The sequence below is a fragment of the Paractinoplanes tereljensis genome (assembly GCF_016862435.1).
Classification (GTDB): domain Bacteria; phylum Actinomycetota; class Actinomycetes; order Mycobacteriales; family Micromonosporaceae; genus Actinoplanes; species Actinoplanes tereljensis.
Genome location: NZ_BOMY01000050.1, coordinates 96,427 through 110,555, shown reverse-complemented (window position 1 = coordinate 110,555; position 14,129 = coordinate 96,427). Strand labels below are relative to the sequence as shown.

The 14,129-nt window shown below is 69.6% G+C and carries 15 protein-coding genes; 10 read left to right on the top strand and 5 right to left on the bottom strand.

The window, feature by feature from the left end; all coding sequences use genetic code 11:
- Positions 1-95: 95 nt before the first annotated feature.
- Positions 96-1,190: an aminotransferase-like domain-containing protein gene (locus Ate02nite_RS38695; protein WP_203812883.1), complete on the bottom strand. Its 1,095-nt coding sequence runs from the start codon at positions 1,188-1,190 to the stop codon at positions 96-98.
- 125 nt (positions 1,191-1,315) lie between these two features.
- Between Ate02nite_RS38695 and Ate02nite_RS38690 the strand changes: the two genes are divergently transcribed.
- The 3 genes from Ate02nite_RS38690 to Ate02nite_RS38680 are packed head-to-tail and all read left to right on the top strand — an operon-like array spanning position 1,316 to position 3,796.
- A complete protein-coding gene (locus Ate02nite_RS38690) occupies positions 1,316-2,047 on the top strand; it encodes a phosphocholine cytidylyltransferase family protein (RefSeq protein ID WP_203812882.1) in 732 nt (243 codons plus the stop codon).
- Positions 2,035-3,096: an iron-containing alcohol dehydrogenase family protein gene (locus Ate02nite_RS38685; RefSeq protein ID WP_203812881.1), complete on the top strand. Its 1,062-nt coding sequence runs from the start codon at positions 2,035-2,037 to the stop codon at positions 3,094-3,096. Before Ate02nite_RS38690 ends, Ate02nite_RS38685 begins: the two co-directional genes overlap by 13 nt.
- Positions 3,071-3,796 (top strand): CDP-alcohol phosphatidyltransferase family protein, encoded by a 726-nt coding sequence (locus tag Ate02nite_RS38680; RefSeq protein WP_203812880.1) that lies wholly within the window; start codon positions 3,071-3,073, stop codon positions 3,794-3,796. Before Ate02nite_RS38685 ends, Ate02nite_RS38680 begins: the two co-directional genes overlap by 26 nt.
- 1 nt (position 3,797) lies before the next feature.
- On the opposite strand, the gene Ate02nite_RS38675 is transcribed toward Ate02nite_RS38680, so the two are convergent.
- The 3 genes from Ate02nite_RS38675 to Ate02nite_RS38665 all read right to left on the bottom strand — a co-directional run bounded on the left by Ate02nite_RS38675 (position 3,798) and on the right by Ate02nite_RS38665 (position 6,343).
- On the bottom strand, positions 3,798-4,196 hold the full coding sequence (locus Ate02nite_RS38675; RefSeq protein ID WP_203812879.1) for a DUF732 domain-containing protein: 399 nt from the start codon (positions 4,194-4,196) through the stop codon (positions 3,798-3,800).
- A 269-nt stretch (positions 4,197-4,465) separates the two neighbouring features.
- Positions 4,466-5,038, bottom strand: a complete 573-nt coding sequence (locus Ate02nite_RS38670; protein ID WP_203812878.1) for a hypothetical protein — start codon at positions 5,036-5,038, stop codon at positions 4,466-4,468.
- A gap of 138 nt (positions 5,039-5,176) precedes the next feature.
- Positions 5,177-6,343 (bottom strand): glycosyltransferase family 4 protein, encoded by a 1,167-nt coding sequence (locus Ate02nite_RS38665; RefSeq protein ID WP_203812877.1) that lies wholly within the window; start codon positions 6,341-6,343, stop codon positions 5,177-5,179.
- A gap of 25 nt (positions 6,344-6,368) precedes the next feature.
- Between Ate02nite_RS38665 and Ate02nite_RS38660 the strand changes: the two genes are divergently transcribed.
- The 3 genes from Ate02nite_RS38660 to Ate02nite_RS49895 all read left to right on the top strand — a co-directional run bounded on the left by Ate02nite_RS38660 (position 6,369) and on the right by Ate02nite_RS49895 (position 9,243).
- Positions 6,369-7,229: an Fpg/Nei family DNA glycosylase gene (locus Ate02nite_RS38660; protein ID WP_203812876.1), complete on the top strand. Its 861-nt coding sequence runs from the start codon at positions 6,369-6,371 to the stop codon at positions 7,227-7,229.
- Between the two features lie 159 nt (positions 7,230-7,388).
- Positions 7,389-8,978, top strand: a complete 1,590-nt coding sequence (locus Ate02nite_RS38655; RefSeq protein WP_203812875.1) for a sugar transferase — start codon at positions 7,389-7,391, stop codon at positions 8,976-8,978.
- Between the two features lie 64 nt (positions 8,979-9,042).
- Positions 9,043-9,243, top strand: coding sequence for an SbtR family transcriptional regulator (locus Ate02nite_RS49895; RefSeq protein WP_354263823.1), 201 nt, complete (start codon positions 9,043-9,045; stop codon positions 9,241-9,243).
- On the opposite strand, the gene Ate02nite_RS38650 is transcribed toward Ate02nite_RS49895, so the two are convergent.
- Positions 9,234-10,112 carry a dienelactone hydrolase family protein gene (locus Ate02nite_RS38650; RefSeq protein ID WP_203812874.1) on the bottom strand — a complete coding sequence of 293 codons (879 nt, stop codon included), beginning with the start codon at positions 10,110-10,112 and terminating at the stop codon, positions 9,234-9,236. The two genes, Ate02nite_RS49895 and Ate02nite_RS38650, sit on opposite strands and share 10 nt — an antisense overlap.
- Before the next feature lie 149 nt (positions 10,113-10,261).
- Here Ate02nite_RS38650 and Ate02nite_RS38645 point away from each other — a divergent pair, with 149 nt between their 5' ends.
- From Ate02nite_RS38645 to Ate02nite_RS38630, 4 genes are all read left to right on the top strand, one after another.
- Entirely contained in the window at positions 10,262-11,452 is a 1,191-nt protein-coding gene (locus Ate02nite_RS38645) for a sensor histidine kinase (RefSeq protein ID WP_438871321.1), read from the top strand.
- On the top strand, positions 11,449-12,192 hold the full coding sequence (locus tag Ate02nite_RS38640; RefSeq protein ID WP_203812872.1) for a LytR/AlgR family response regulator transcription factor: 744 nt from the start codon (positions 11,449-11,451) through the stop codon (positions 12,190-12,192). The genes Ate02nite_RS38645 and Ate02nite_RS38640 overlap by 4 nt, the downstream gene beginning before the upstream one ends.
- A gap of 248 nt (positions 12,193-12,440) precedes the next feature.
- Entirely contained in the window at positions 12,441-13,121 is a 681-nt protein-coding gene (locus Ate02nite_RS38635) for a response regulator transcription factor (protein WP_275422990.1), read from the top strand.
- Entirely contained in the window at positions 13,118-14,128 is a 1,011-nt protein-coding gene (locus tag Ate02nite_RS38630; RefSeq protein ID WP_203812870.1) for a HAMP domain-containing sensor histidine kinase, read from the top strand. The genes Ate02nite_RS38635 and Ate02nite_RS38630 overlap by 4 nt, the downstream gene beginning before the upstream one ends.
- Position 14,129: the final 1 nt, after the last annotated feature.

The window sequence follows — 14,129 nt, the reverse complement described above, 5'->3', positions numbered from 1 at the left end:
TGACCTCCCCACACACCGCACGACGGGGAGCAGGCTAGCTCACCACGAAGCTTGCGCCGGACGGGATCGATGCCCCGCCCGGCGCCTCGAAAACCTTAGGCGCGTACCTCTTCGATCGCCTCGGCCAGACGGCGGACGCCCTCGTCGATCTGGTCGACGGTGACCGCGGAGAACGCCAGGCGAACCGAACTCTTCCCGCCGTCGAGCAGGAAGTCCGTCCCCTTGACGATAGCCACACCCTTCTTCATCGCGGCCGGGAACAGCTTGTCGACGTCGACGTCGCTGGGCAGGTCGACCCAGAGGAAGTAACCGCCGTCCGGCTCGGTGAAGACCGCGCCGGGGATGTGCTTACGCAGCGAGTCGGCGAGAACCGTGGCCCGCTCGGCGAGCGCGGCGCTGACCGTCTGGATCGAGCGGTCGATGTCGCCGGAAACACAGAACTGGTGCACGATCGCCTCAGACACCATGCCGGGCGAGATGTACAGGTTGGTGGCCTTCTTGGCGATCGCGTCGATCAGCGCGGCCGGCCCGACCAGGTAACCCACCCGGACGCCCGGGCACACCGTCTTGGTGAAGCTGGAGGCGTGCACCACGACGTTGTCCGAGTCCAGCGACAGCATCGAGGGCAGGGCGTCGCCGCGGAACCGGATGTCCACGTACGGGTCGTCCTCGAAGATGGTGAAGCCGTACTCGGCGGCGAGCGCGAGCAGGTCACGCCGCTTCTGCGCGGACAGCGTGATGCCGGCCGGGTTCTGGTAGTTCGGGATGATGTGGGCGAGCTTGGGGCGGACACCCGATTCGAGCAGCGCGCGCAGCTCGGCCACGTCGATGCCGTCCTCCTGCAGCGTGACCTGGTGCACCTTGGCGCCGAGGTTCTGCAGGCTGAGCAGGGTGCGGTCATAGGTCGGCTTCTCCACGACCACGGTGTCGCCCGGCTGCACGAGGTGGTTGAAGAGGAACGCGTCGGCCTGAAGCGACCCGTTCGTCACGATGACCTGGTCGGCCGAGACCCCGTGCTTCTCCGCGATCCACTTGCGGAGCGGGACATAACCGACGGACGTGCCGTAAGCGGTAATGCCGGCCGGGTCGGCGTCGAAGGCGCGCGCGGCGGCGGCCTTGAGACCCTCAACGTCGATGATGTCCAGCGACGGAGCGCCACGGGCGAAAGAGATCAGCTGCTCAGCGGTCATGGTTTCCAGCTTACGAGCAGCCTCTATAGGATTTTCTTTTGCCTCGTGCGGTCCGGCCAATGAGACAGCGGCCGTTATCCTCGCGGGGCTAGTGCTGCACGCCCCTCGACAGGAGACAAGACCCCATGATCGGACTCGTACTCGCGGCCGGAGCCGGCCGTCGGCTTCGCCCGTACACGGACACGCTGCCCAAGGCGCTCGTCCCGGTGGACGGCGACACGACGATCATGGATATCTCGCTGCGCAATCTGGCCGCGGCCGGACTCACGGACGTCACGATCGTGGTCGGCTACTGCGCCGGCGCCGTCGAGGAGCGGGTGTCCGCGTTCCAGGAGAAGTACGGCGTCAAAATCAGCCTTGTGCACAACGACAAGGCCGAGGAGTGGAACAACGCCTATTCCCTCTGGCTCGCCCGTGACCACTTCGCGCAGGGCGCGTTGATGGTCAATGGCGACACCGTGCATCCGGTAAGCGTCGAGCAGACCCTCCTGGAGAATCGTGGACCGAGCATCCTGCTTGCCATCGACAATCTGAAGAAGTTGGCTGACGAGGAGATGAAGACCGTCTTCCGCGCAGATGGCCAGCTCGCCAAAATCACGAAGCTGATGGATCCGGCCGAGGCGTTCGGCGAGTACATCGGCGCCAACATCATCGAGGCCTCGGCCGCCTCCGCGCTGGCCGACGCGCTCAAGACGACCTTCGAGCGCGACCCGAACCTCTACTACGAGGACGGCTTCCAGGAGTACGCGAACCGCGGCGGCGAGGTGCGTGCGGCCACGATCGGCGAGGTCAGCTGGGTCGAGGTCGACAACCACGAAGATCTGGCCAAGGCTCGGGACATCGCATGCCACTACTAGCCCGCAGCATCCAGACGCCGCTGCACATCGACGTACGCCGGGGTGCGGTGGCCGATCTGGGCCGCATCCTGGCCGACGGCCGGATCTCGGCCGGCGGGGACGTCGCGGTTGTGGTCGGACCTGGTCTGGGTGAACGCGTGGTTAACCTGATCCGCCCGACGCTCGGCTCGGCCGACGTCTACACCACCACCGGCGGCACCCTGGACGCCGCGCTGGAGCTCTCCGGCAAGCTCCGGGCCCGCCGGTACGACGCGGTCGTCGGCATCGGCGGCGGCACCACGGTCGACACCGCGAAGTACGCGGCCAACCGCTGGGGCCTGCCGATGATCTCGGTGGCCACCAGCCTCGGCAACGACGGCATCGCCTCCCCGGTGGCGAGCCTCATCCACGACGGCATCAAGGGCTCGTACGGGGTGCACATCCCGTTCGGCGTGATCGTCGACCTGGACTTCGTCGAGAACGGCCCGGAGCGGGTCAACCGCGGCGGCATCGGCGATGTGATCAGCAACATCAGCGCGCTGGCCGACTGGGAGCTGGCCCGCGAGGTGCGCGGCGAGCCGGTCGACGGCCTGGCCGCCTCGCTGTCCCGGATGGGCGCCGAGGCGGTGCTCACCATGCCGGGCGATATGTCCGATGACGCCTTCGTCACCGTACTCGCCGAGGCTTTGATCTCCAGCGGCCTGGCCATGGCGGTCTGCGGCAGCAGCCGCCCGTCCTCGGGCGGCTGTCACGAGATCATGCACGCCGTCGACTCGCTCTTCCCCGGCACCGCCTCGCACGGCGAGCTGGCCGGGCTGGGCGCGCTGTTCTGCACGTTCCTGCGCGGCGACGAACGTCGCTTCGCGCAGATGGCCGATTGCCTGGCCCGGCACCAGCTGCCGCGGGTGCCCGCCGACGTCGACCTGGACGCCGACCAGTTCGTCGAGGCGGTCGAGTTCGCTCCGCGCACCCGCCCCGACCGCTACACCATCCTGGAGCACCTGGCCATGAGCCCGGACGAGATACGCCGAAAGCTGGCCGAATATGTCGAAGCCGTCGCAGACCGCTGATTCCGTCCCCGGTGCCGCCGAGTACTACGCGGTCAACCGGGGCGGTGGCCTCTTCAGCGAGGCCGTGAGCCAGCACGTCGGCGCCCGGATCGCGGTCATCGCGCGGAAGCGCGGCATCGCGCCGACCGTCCTGACCGTCTTCAACCTCGGCCTGGGCTGCCTGGTCTCGTTCGTGGTGATCGCGGCGGCCACCCCGGTGGCCGAGGGCCGGGTGTGGGCCTGGCCGATCGGCCTGCTGGCGCTGATCGGTTGGCAGTTGGCGTACGCGTTCGACTGCGCCGACGGTCAGTTGGCCCGGGTGACCGGGCAGACCTCGCTGGCCGGCGGCCGCCTCGACGTGCTCTGCGACGTGGCCGTGCAGATCTCCCTGGTCTCGGCCCTGGCCGCCACCGCCCAGGCGCAGGTGAGCGACACCCCGGCCTGGTTGCTGGCCGCGTTCGCCGGCACCTGGATGGTCAACCTGGTCACCTCGGTGATGCAGGGCGGTGAGCAGGCCGCCAGCATGGTGACCAGCCGGTCGATGCCGATCCGGCTGGTCAAGCTGGTCCGCGACTACGGCGCCGTGATCGCCCTGGCCGGCCTGGTGCTGATCGTGGCCCCTCAGTGGACGATCTGGTTCATCGGCCTGTTCACGCTGGTCAACGCGGCCTTCCTGGCGGCCAGCGTGATCTTCTCGGCCCGGGCGGCGCTGCGGCCCTGAGCTACCGCTTACCCGGGCACAGGGCCGTCTTGGTGGCGGTCACGACCTTGAGCGCCGCCGCCTGGTCGACACTGAAATTCAGGGCGACATCCGTCGCGACCTGGGCGTCGGTCTTGCCCTGGGCCGCCTCCTGGCAGATGCCCTTGCCCATGTCGACCGCGGAGACCTGATCCTTGACCAGCTTCGGGTCGATCGCCTTGATCGCGGCGACATAGGAATCGACGTCCCCCGCTGCCTCGGCCCGCTTCGACGCGGCCACCGACGCCTCGATCGGATCGGGCGCCTGCGGCGTCGCCGCGATGGGGACGGCGCCGTTTCCGCTGCTACTGGTACTGGTGCTGCTGCAACCGGCCAGCGCAACGAGCGCGGCCCCCACGATGACGAATTTCCGTGCCCGCACCAACGCCTCCGAACTCCCATGTGGACGTGCTGGAGGCACCGTACGCGTCCACACCGGCCGGGCGATCATCCCGTTTGGGGCATTGCACTTCACCGAGTACGGCTATCGTGGCCCCGTTGATCTTCTACGGGGGAGATTTTTCATGAAGTCGCAGTTGCGCGAACTCGGCGCCGTCCTGCTGGCCGCCGGCCCACTCTCCGGACCGCAACCGCGGCCACCACGGCAGCGTCGCCCACGCGCGATCCGCCCGTCCCGGGCCCGAGCATTGTTCAGTGCTTCGCGATTTTGATGACGATGTCGTGGTTGGCGCAGGCTCCCTGCATGCTCGTCAGGGCGTCCGTCATCTGACCGACGAACGGCAGCGCCTCCAGGCCGGGGTTCTCGCCCAGCTGCGTGACCTGCCACAGCACGTCCATCAACCTGGTCCCGGCCTGCTCGATATCGTCGTACCGCGAGCCTTTGAAGATCTTCCGCAGTTGCAGATATTGCGCACTTGTCATCTTGCCGTCGGCCTTGGTGTCGATGGGCGCCCCGTCGACCTTCGTGCCGTCCCGGAACGCCTCACACGCCTTGATCCCCGAATCCTTGAGGATCAGATTCTTGCTGTACCCGGTCCAGACTCCGCCGGCCAGGAAGAGGACGGCCGCCGCGAGCAGCACGTACGGCCAGCGCGGACGGGTGGCGGCCGGCGGTGGCGGCACCGGAGTGGGTTCGGGCAGGTGCTGGGTACCCGGAATGATCGGGACCTGCGGTGTTCGCACGTTTCCGTACAGCTGACCGCTGACGAACGGCGGTTGGTTACTGGCGCGCTTGTGCGGCGGCCGATAGGGGTCGTACGACATGGGTACTCCATGCGGGCCGGTACAGAGCTGGTGTGCGGACAGCCACCAGCCCTGGAAGGACCGACCGCGACACGAACCCAACGACCACCGGTGGGTGACCGCAGTCACCCGGACGGCCTGGAGCCATCGATGATCGGGCTACCTCGGCGTACGGCTGGCTATTTCGCGGTAGATGTCGACCAAGCGAGCCGTCAGCACGTCGGGATGGAATTCCCGCAGGTAGCGGGCTCGGGCCGGCTTGGCCAGGCCGGGGGCCTCGTCGCGGGCCACCGGCAGGGCGGCGGCCAGAGCCGCCGGGTCGGGCTGGACCAGCCAGCCGGCCTCTTCCCCGATCAGGTACGGCAGGCCGCCGACCGCAGTGCCCAGGACCGGGCGGCCGTCGGCCATCGCCTCCAGGATCACCGTGGGCAGCACGTCGTTCCAGGTCGGCACGGCCACCACGACCGCCGCCGCGCGCCGCTCCGCCGCCATCTGGGCGCGATCGAGGATGCCCAGGTAGGTGACGTCGGAGCGGGACGCCGCGGCCTTCTCGGCGAGCGGGCGTAGCTCGCCGTCGCCGGCGATCCGCAGCGGGCCCAGCGAGCCGTCGGGGTGCCGCAGCCAGGCGTCCAGCAGGAGCTCCAGGCCCTTCTCGGGGGAGAGCCGGCCGCCGTAGAGGAAACCCTCGCCGATCGGGTCCGGCGCACCCGGATCGGGATAAGCGTTCGGCTTCACCACGATGCGGTCGGCGGGGATGCCGTAGTCGCGCAGGTGGGCGGCGATCTGGTCGGTGAGCGCAACATACGTCTCCACCGACCGCCAGGTGGGCCGGTGCACGGCCAGGGTGGTGGCCATCAGAGCGCTCTGCGCGGCCGAACCGCGGTAGCACCTGTGCTTCACCGCCGGCCAGCCGACGACCTTGCCGCGACAGTCCTGGCAGTTGTGGCCGTCCCGGAAATACAGCCCGGAGGAGCAGACCTGGCGGTAGTTGTGCACGGTCTGCATCACCGGCACGCCGTGGGCGTGCGCGGTGCGAATAACCCAGGGCGACAACAGGGGGTACGGGTTGTGCAGGTGCAGCACGTCCGGGCGCTCGTCGGCCAGCAGTCTGGCCAGGTCACGCTGGGCCGGGCCGCCGTAGATCGGGGAGATCGGCAGCAGCGCCTTCTGCACGGCCGGGAGCTCGCCGATCGAGTCGGAGCTGCGCTGGAACGGCAGCACCTCGACCCCGGCCGCCCGCAGCTGGGCGATCTCGGTGTCCACGATGACGTTCTCCCCGGAGGGGATCGCCTCCCGGTACCGGTTGTGCGCAACCACGACCTTCATGCCGAGAAACGCTACCGTTGACACCGTGCCCGAACTTCCTGAGGTCGAGGCGCTCGCGGCCTACCTTCGCGAGCGGGCCGTCGGCCACACCGTGGAGCGCCTCGAGGTGTCCTCGTTCAGCGCGCTGAAGACCTACGATCCGCCGGCCTCGGCCGTCGCCGGGATGAAGATCCGCGACGCCGGGCGGCACGGCAAATTCCTCGATCTAGGGCTCGGCGACGACCTGCACCTGGTCGTGCACCTGGCCCGCGCCGGCTGGCTGCACTACCGCGACGCGTTCAAGTCGCCGGCGCCGCTCAAGCCGGGCAGTGGGCCGATCGCGCTGCGGATGCGGCTCGACGACGGCTCCGGCTTCGACCTGACCGAGGCCGGCACCCAGAAGTCGCTGGCCGCCTACCTGGTGCGGGACCCGGCCGAGGTGCCCGGCGTGGCCCGGCTCGGGCCGGACGCGCTGGCCGTCTCGGAAAACGAGTTCGCCGAGCGCATCCGGTCGCGCAACGGGCAGATCAAGGGCGTGCTGGTCGACCAGGAGGTGTTGGCCGGCATCGGCAACGCGTACTCGGACGAGATCCTGCACGTGGCCAAGATGTCGCCGTTCGCGCTCACCGGGAAACTCACCGACGAACAGATGGGCGAGCTCTACCGGGCGATGCGCGAGGTGGAGACCGACGCGGTGGCCCGTTCGGTCGGACAGAAGGCCGCCACGCTCAAGGGGGAGAAGCGGGCCGGGATGCGGGTGCACGCTCGTACCGGTCTGCCCTGCCCGATCTGCGGGGATACGGTCCGTGAAGTTTCGTTCGCCGACAAGAGTCTGCAGTATTGCGCTACGTGCCAGACCGGTGGCAAACCGCTGGCCGACCGGCGCCTTTCCAAGCTGATTCGATAGCGCTCTCTCGTTACGCTGCGTGCACAAGCCACTCGGCCCGGTACAGGGTGCGCAACGTCCACTCCCTTCCACGCGTTCCATCGGTATAGTGGCCCGGTCCCAGGCAAGCCGCGCGGGGTCGAGACCCGAGATCTCGTGGCGGTGCGTAATCTTTTCCGGATGCGGGAGGACGTAGGCGACGTGACTACCAGCCTGCGTCGCCCGGTTACCGACAGCAGCCGGAGCAAACCCGTGCCGTACGACAGCTTCGAGTGGCAGCAGGATCAGCCGCCGAGCAACGGCGTACCCCGATCGGCCTGGAACCGGACGCACAAGCGCCTGTCCCGCTGGCACCGGCCGTACACGTTGGCCCTGGTCATTCTTGATCTTCTGGCCGTGTTGCTGGCCAGTTTCCTGGCGTCGACCCTGCTGGAGAAGTCCAAGTCCGGCTTCACCGGGAAGAGCCTGTGGTTCCTGCACGACGCCGACCTGTTCTCGGTCTTCGCCTACGTCGTGCTGCCGCTCGGCTGGCTGATCCTGCTCTGGGCCAACGGCACCTACGACCGCCGTTACCTGGGCCTGGGCAGCGAGGAATACAAGCGGATCGTGCGCACGTCGGTCACCGTGGTGGCCGCCGTCTCGCTGCTCGCGTTCGCCACCAAGACCGGGCTGTCCCGCGGCACGGTCGCCATGGTGTCGGTGAGCGCTCTCGCGTTCCTGCTGTTCGACCGGGTCGCCGCCCGGCAGGTGCTGCACGTGACCCGCCGGCGCACCGGCCACGGCGCGCACCGGATGATCCTGGTCGGCACGCTGCCCGAGGCGCTCGAGGTCTACACGGCGGTCACCCGCTCACCGGCGGCCGGGCTGATCCCGGTCGCGATCCACCTGACCGACGGCTACGCGGCCGCCCGCGGCATCGAGACCCCGGTCCCGGTCTACGCCACCCGCGACCTGTTGTCGCTGGTGCGCGAGGTGGGCGCGGACACCATCGCGGTCTGCGGCTCGGCCAGCGCCGAGCCGGGCGAGCTGCGCCGGCTGGCCTGGCAGCTCGAGGGCACCGGCGTCGACCTGGTGGTCGCGCCGCAGCTCACCGACATCGCCGGCCCCCGGGTGCACATCCGCCCGATCGAGGGCCTGCCGCTGCTGCACGTCGAGGAACCCACCCTCTCCGGCCCCGGCTGGCTGGCCAAGAACCTGCTCGACCGGGTAGCGGCCGGCCTCGGCCTGCTGGTGCTCAGCCCGTTCCTGGCGTTCATCGCGCTCGGCATCAAGCTCTCCGACCGCGGCCCGGTCTTCTTCCGGCAGCCCCGGGTCGGCCATGAGGGCCGCACCTTCCGGGTGTGGAAGTTCCGGACCATGTACGTGGACGCCGAGGAGCGCAAGGCCACCCTCGAGGAGCTCAACGAGTCCGACGGCATGATGTTCAAGATGAAGGTGGATCCGCGGATCTTCTCCTTCGGGCAGAAGCTGCGGGCCAGCTCGATGGACGAGCTGCCCCAGCTGATCAACGTGCTGAAGGGCGAGATGTCGCTGGTCGGCCCGCGGCCGCTGCCGGCCGACGACGGCGACTACCTGGGCGACGTGCGACGCCGGCTGCTGGTGCGACCCGGCATGACCGGCCTCTGGCAGGTGTCCGGCCGCTCCGACCTGTCCTGGGACGAGGCGGTCCGGCTAGACCTCTACTACGTAGACAACTGGTCACTCACCTACGACCTGGGCATCCTCTGGCGCACGATCTGGGTGGTCCTCAAGCGCAAGGGCGCTTACTGACCAAAGCCTGGCGGCTTTGACCGGATCAAGAGCATAGGAAGCCACCCCACGGCGTACGCCTGGCGTGTGCACAGAAGCAATCCGCTTTCCCACCCGGGAGGCCTTGCTGCTGGCGAGCGATCAGGCCGTACGGCCGGGAATTGCTCCTGATGATCTTTTGATGTCCCTCGGCGGGATCGCGTTGATCGCCGCCGAGGAACGTCAGCGAGAACTTGCCTCACGCCTGCTGGATCTGCTTACCGAGGGGTTGCGAGGTCAGGAGTAAGGGCAGTTGCTGCGCCACTCCTGGATCGCGGTGCCGGACGGGTTGGGGCAGAGGAACTGGTCGTAGCGGGTGTCGTCGTCGATGAACCGCTTGAGCCAGGAGATGCTGTACTTGGCGATGGTCACGTTGGCCGAGGTCGGCGCGCTGTGGGTGGCGTTGTTGAGCAGCAGGTACGCCCGGTCGGTGGTGGTGGGCAGGCTGTTGTAGAACGGCGACGCGTGCGACGACGGCGGCGCGGTGGTGTCGTTCTCGCCGGCGATGATCAGGGTCGGCGTCTTCACCGTCGACCAGGACTTGGTGCCGTGGTACGGCGCCATCGGCACGCTGGCCTTCAGGGTCGTCCGGGTCCGGGTGGCCGAGAGAGCGCCACCGCCACCCATCGAGTAACCCATGACGCCGAGCCGGGCCGCGTCGATGCGGCTCTTCACCGTGCTGGTCTTGGTGAGGTAGTCGAGCGCGGCCAGCAGCTGCGTGCCGCGCGAGTCGGGCTGGTCGAGGGTGCTGTTCGTGTCGATGATGAACACGACGAAGCCCTGTGACGCGATGCGCGGGCCGAGCCAGGCGACCGCCGACTGCACGTTGGTGAAGCCCGGCACGATGGCGATCGCGCCGAACGTGCCGGCCGTGGTGCTGGTCGGGTAGTAGATGGTGCCCCCGCCGAAGCCGGTGACGCTGGACTTGGCCACGGTGAGCTTGGTGGTCGCAAAGTAGCCGGTGGTGGCTTCGATGCTGGCGGTCGTCGGGGCGGGGCCACGCTCGTACGGGTTCGCGGCCAGAGCGGGAGCGGTGGGTGCCGCCACGAACGCGAGGATCATGGCGAACATGGCGATCAGGGCGTTAGTCCTGCTTCGCCGGACGGGTGTGGACATCTAGCTCTCCCCAGGGTGTGGGTGTTGCTGTGACCTCGTTGTATCGAGGCATCTCTATGCTGTTAAAAATTGTTACCGCCTGGTAATCCCAATTGGCTCCCTGCCAACAAGTTATGGCCGTGTTTCCGGGCCATAACATCTGTCGCGTGATGGGACAGGTGGGGAGCGCTCTCGCGGTGGTTGCGGTGATCGCCGCGCTGGCCGCCGCGGTGGTCGCCGTGGTGCGGTTGCGGGCACGCCGCGGCATCGCCACCGCCATGCAGCGAGCGACCTACGACGTGCTGCACACCGCCGCCCTCGCGGCCGAGCCACTGCGCGGCGGCCTCACCCCGGCCAGCGCCGGCAAGGCGGCCCGGCACCTGCGGGCCCTGGTCGGCGCGGTCGGCCTGGCCGTCGACGACGGCGAACACTGCCTGGCCTTCGACGGGCGCGGCAGCCACCACCGGGAACAGTTCACGGCCGCCGCCCAGCGCGCCCTGACCACCCACCGCTCGGTCGTGCTGGCCCCCGCCGACCTGCCCTGCGACCGGGTCGACTGCGTGGTCCGCGGGGCCGTGGTGGCGCCCCTGTCCGGTCCGGACGGCCGGGCCACCGCCGCCCTGGTCGCGGTGGCCGACGCCCAGCCCGCCCCCGGGCTGGTGCAGGCCACCGGCGAGGCGGCGCGCTGGGCCGGCTCGCAGATCGCGCTGGCCGAGCTCGATTCGTCCCGGGAACGGCTGGCCCGGGCCGAGGTGCGGGCGCTGCGGGCGCAGATCAGCCCGCACTTCATCTACAACGCGCTGACCGCGATCGCCTCGTTCGTGCGCACCGACCCGGAACGCGCCCGCGAACTGATCCTCGAGTTCGCCGAGTTCACCCGGTACTCGTTCCGGGCGCACGGCGACTTCACCACGCTCGCCGAGGAACTGCGCTCGATCGACCGCTACCTCACCATCGAGCGGGCCCGGTTCGGCGACCGCCTGCAGGTACGCCTGCAGATCGCCCCCGAGGTGCTGCCGGTCGGCCTGCCCTTCCTGTGCCTGCAACCGCTGGTGGAGAACGCGGTCCGGCACGGCCTGTCCCGAAAGCCCGGCGTCGGTATGGTGAGCATCGAAGCTCGTGATGCGGGCGCCGAGTGCCACATCACGGTCGAGGACGACGGTGTCGGGATGGATCCGGCGGTGTTCGCCCCCGGCCTCGCGGAGAACGACGACGGCCAGCACGTCGGCCTGACCAATGTGGACGAGCGTCTGCGGTCGGTCTTCGGCGATCGCTTCGGCCTGGTGGTGGAGACCGCGCCCGGCGCGGGAACGAAGGTGAGCATGCGAGTGCCGAAATTCCATCCGGGGGTACGCGCGTGACGCTTGTCGTGCTGGCCGTGGACGACGAGCCACCCGCCCTGGACGAGCTGGCCTATCTGCTCAACGCGGACGGGCGGGTCGCGCACGTGCACCGGGCCGGCGACGCCACCGAGGCGCTGCGGGTGCTGCGCGACACCGAGGTCGACGCGGTCTTCCTGGACATCCGGATGCCCGGCCTGGACGGCATGGAGTTGGCCCGCATCCTGCGCCGGTTCGCCCGCCCGCCGGCCATCGTCTTCGTGACGGCGTACGACGACGGCGCGGTGGACGCCTTCGACCTCGGGGTGACCGACTACGTCCGCAAGCCGGTGCGCGCCGAACGGCTGGGCGAGTCACTACGCCGGGTGGCCGGCTCCCGCCTGACCGCGACCCCCGCGCCAACCGCTCCCGGGGACGAACCGGCCATCCCGGTCGAGCTGGCCGGCACCACCCGGATGCTGCCCCGCTCGTCGGTGCGCTGGGTGGAGGCCCAGGGCGACTACGCCCGGCTGCACACCTCGGACGCCTCCCACCTGGTCCGGGTGTCGCTGGCCACGCTGGCCGAGCGCTGGGCGGACGCCGGTTTCGTCCGCATCCACCGGTCCTACCTGGTGCAGATCCGCCTGATCTCCGAGCTGCGCCTGACCAACTCCGGCTACGTGGTAGCGGTCGACGGCGTCGAGCTCCCGGTAAGCCGCCGGCACACCCGAGAACTGAAAGACCGCCTGATCAGGTCGGCAAAACACGACTGGACCCGCTAAATCCACACCCTTGTCCACAGCTTCACCGGGTTCTCCACAGAGTTATCCACAGGCAGCCCATCTCCACAGTTTGTTCACAAGCTCCGCGCCGGGTCTGCACGGGTGATCAATAAGCTCCCCTTCGCAAGCTCGGCCGGTCAGGCAGGGGGGCTGACCGGCCGGGCTTGCGCATACTCGGTTAGATCGCGGGCGGGCTCGGTTGGATCGCGGGCGGGCTCGGTTGGATCGCGGGCGGAGAGGTGGCATCGGTGGAGAAGCGGGTGCTCGTCGTGGAGGACGAGCGGACCATCGCCGAGGCTGTCGCGGCGCGGCTGCGGGCCGAGGGCTTCACCGTTGAGGTCGCCGGGGACGGGCCGGGGGCGGTGGCCGCGGCCCGGCGCACCCCGCCCGACGCGATCGTGCTCGACGTGATGCTGCCCGGCTTCGACGGCCTCGAGGTGTGCCGGCGCATCCAGGCCGAGCGGCCGGTGCCGATCCTGATGCTCACCGCCCGCGACGACGAGACCGACCTGCTGGTGGGCCTGGCCGTGGGCGCCGACGACTACATGGTCAAGCCATTCTCGATGCGCGAGCTGGCCGCCCGGGTGCACGCGCTGCTGCGCCGGGCCGCCAAGGGCGTGCCGGTGCCGGTCGGGCCGCCGACGCTGCGGTTCGGCGACCTGGAGATCAACCAGGCCGAGCGGCGGGTGCTGCGCAGCGGCGTCGAGGCGCACCTCACCCCGACCGAGTTCGACCTGCTGGTGCACCTGGCGGCGCATCCGCGCACGGTGCTGCCTCGTGAGCGGCTGCTCGCCGACGTGTGGGGCTGGGCCGACGCCTCCGGCACCCGCACGGTCGACAGCCACATCAAGGGGCTGCGCCGGAAGCTGGGTTCGGATCTCATCCGTACCGTGCATGGGGTCGGTTATGCCCTTGAGGTCGAACGATGAGGAGCCTGCCCCGGCCGCTCGACCCGGTCCGGTCTATCAAGATCAAGATTGGGTTGATCCTGATCGGCGCCGGGGCGGCCGGGATGACCTGGTTCTCGCTTTGGCTCGGCTGGTTTCCGCTCTGGACCTCGGTCACCGCGATCATCGTCGCGCTGACCACGCTGCAGTTCCTGGCCCACGGCATGACGTCGCCGCTGCGCGAGATGACCACCGCGGCCCGGCGGATGGCCCAGGGCGACTACAGCTGGCGGGTCCGGGCCTCCTCCCGCGACGAGGTCGGCCAGCTGGCCGAGGCGTTCAACCAGATGGCCGCCGACCTGGCGGCGGCAGACCGGCAGCGGCGCGAGCTGATCGCCAACGTCTCGCACGAATTGCGTACGCCGATCACCGCGCTGCACGGACTCCTGGAGAACATCGTCGACGGCGTGGCCGAGGCCGAACCGGCGATGATGCAGACCGCCCTGGCCCAGACCGAACGGCTCGGCCGCCTGGTCACCGAGCTGCTCGACCTCTCCCGGGTGGATGCCGGGGTGGTGGCGCTGGCCCGCGCCCCGATCAACGTGCCCGACTTCCTCGACGACGTGGTCGCCGAAGCCCGGGTCAACGCGGCCGGCGCCGGCCGCGACGTCCGCTTCCAGATCGCCGCCCCGCACGTGGTGGTGCCGGGCGACCGGGAGCGGCTGCACCAAGTTTTCGCCAATCTGCTCGACAACGCGGTCCGGCACAGCCCGCCCGGCGGGGTGGTGCTGGTCCGGGCCGAACGCCACGACGACCACCTGCTGATCGCGGTGGCCGACCAGGGCGCCGGCATCCCGGCGGGCGAACGCGACCGGGTCTTCGAACGCTTCACCCGCGGCGAGCGACCGACCGGCGGCGGTACGGGGTTGGGCCTGGCGATCGCCCGCTGGGTCGTCCAGCTGCACCGCGGCACCATCGCCGTGGTCGACCCGGAACCGGACCGCGGCGGCTGCCACATCCACGTGACGCTTCCCCTGCAAGCCGCCTGAC

What these genes read in the sequence shown, in the direction of transcription:
- Ate02nite_RS38665 (WP_203812877.1), bottom strand. Translation starts at nt 6,343, where the DNA reads ATGAAGGTCGTGGTTGCGCACAACCGGTACCGGGAGGCGATCCCCTCC.
- Ate02nite_RS38655 (WP_203812875.1), top strand. Translation starts at nt 7,389, where the DNA reads ATGCGGGAGGACGTAGGCGACGTGACTACCAGCCTGCGTCGCCCGGTT.
- Ate02nite_RS38670 (WP_203812878.1), bottom strand. Translation starts at nt 5,038, where the DNA reads ATGTCGTACGACCCCTATCGGCCGCCGCACAAGCGCGCCAGTAACCAA.
- Ate02nite_RS38645 (WP_438871321.1), top strand. Translation starts at nt 10,262, where the DNA reads ATGGGACAGGTGGGGAGCGCTCTCGCGGTGGTTGCGGTGATCGCCGCG.
- Ate02nite_RS38695 (WP_203812883.1), bottom strand. Translation starts at nt 1,190, where the DNA reads ATGACCGCTGAGCAGCTGATCTCTTTCGCCCGTGGCGCTCCGTCGCTG.
- Ate02nite_RS38650 (WP_203812874.1), bottom strand. Translation starts at nt 10,112, where the DNA reads ATGTCCACACCCGTCCGGCGAAGCAGGACTAACGCCCTGATCGCCATG.
- Ate02nite_RS38690 (WP_203812882.1), top strand. Translation starts at nt 1,316, where the DNA reads ATGATCGGACTCGTACTCGCGGCCGGAGCCGGCCGTCGGCTTCGCCCG.
- Ate02nite_RS38630 (WP_203812870.1), top strand. Translation starts at nt 13,118, where the DNA reads ATGAGGAGCCTGCCCCGGCCGCTCGACCCGGTCCGGTCTATCAAGATC.
- Ate02nite_RS38680 (WP_203812880.1), top strand. Translation starts at nt 3,071, where the DNA reads ATGTCGAAGCCGTCGCAGACCGCTGATTCCGTCCCCGGTGCCGCCGAG.
- Ate02nite_RS38685 (WP_203812881.1), top strand. Translation starts at nt 2,035, where the DNA reads ATGCCACTACTAGCCCGCAGCATCCAGACGCCGCTGCACATCGACGTA.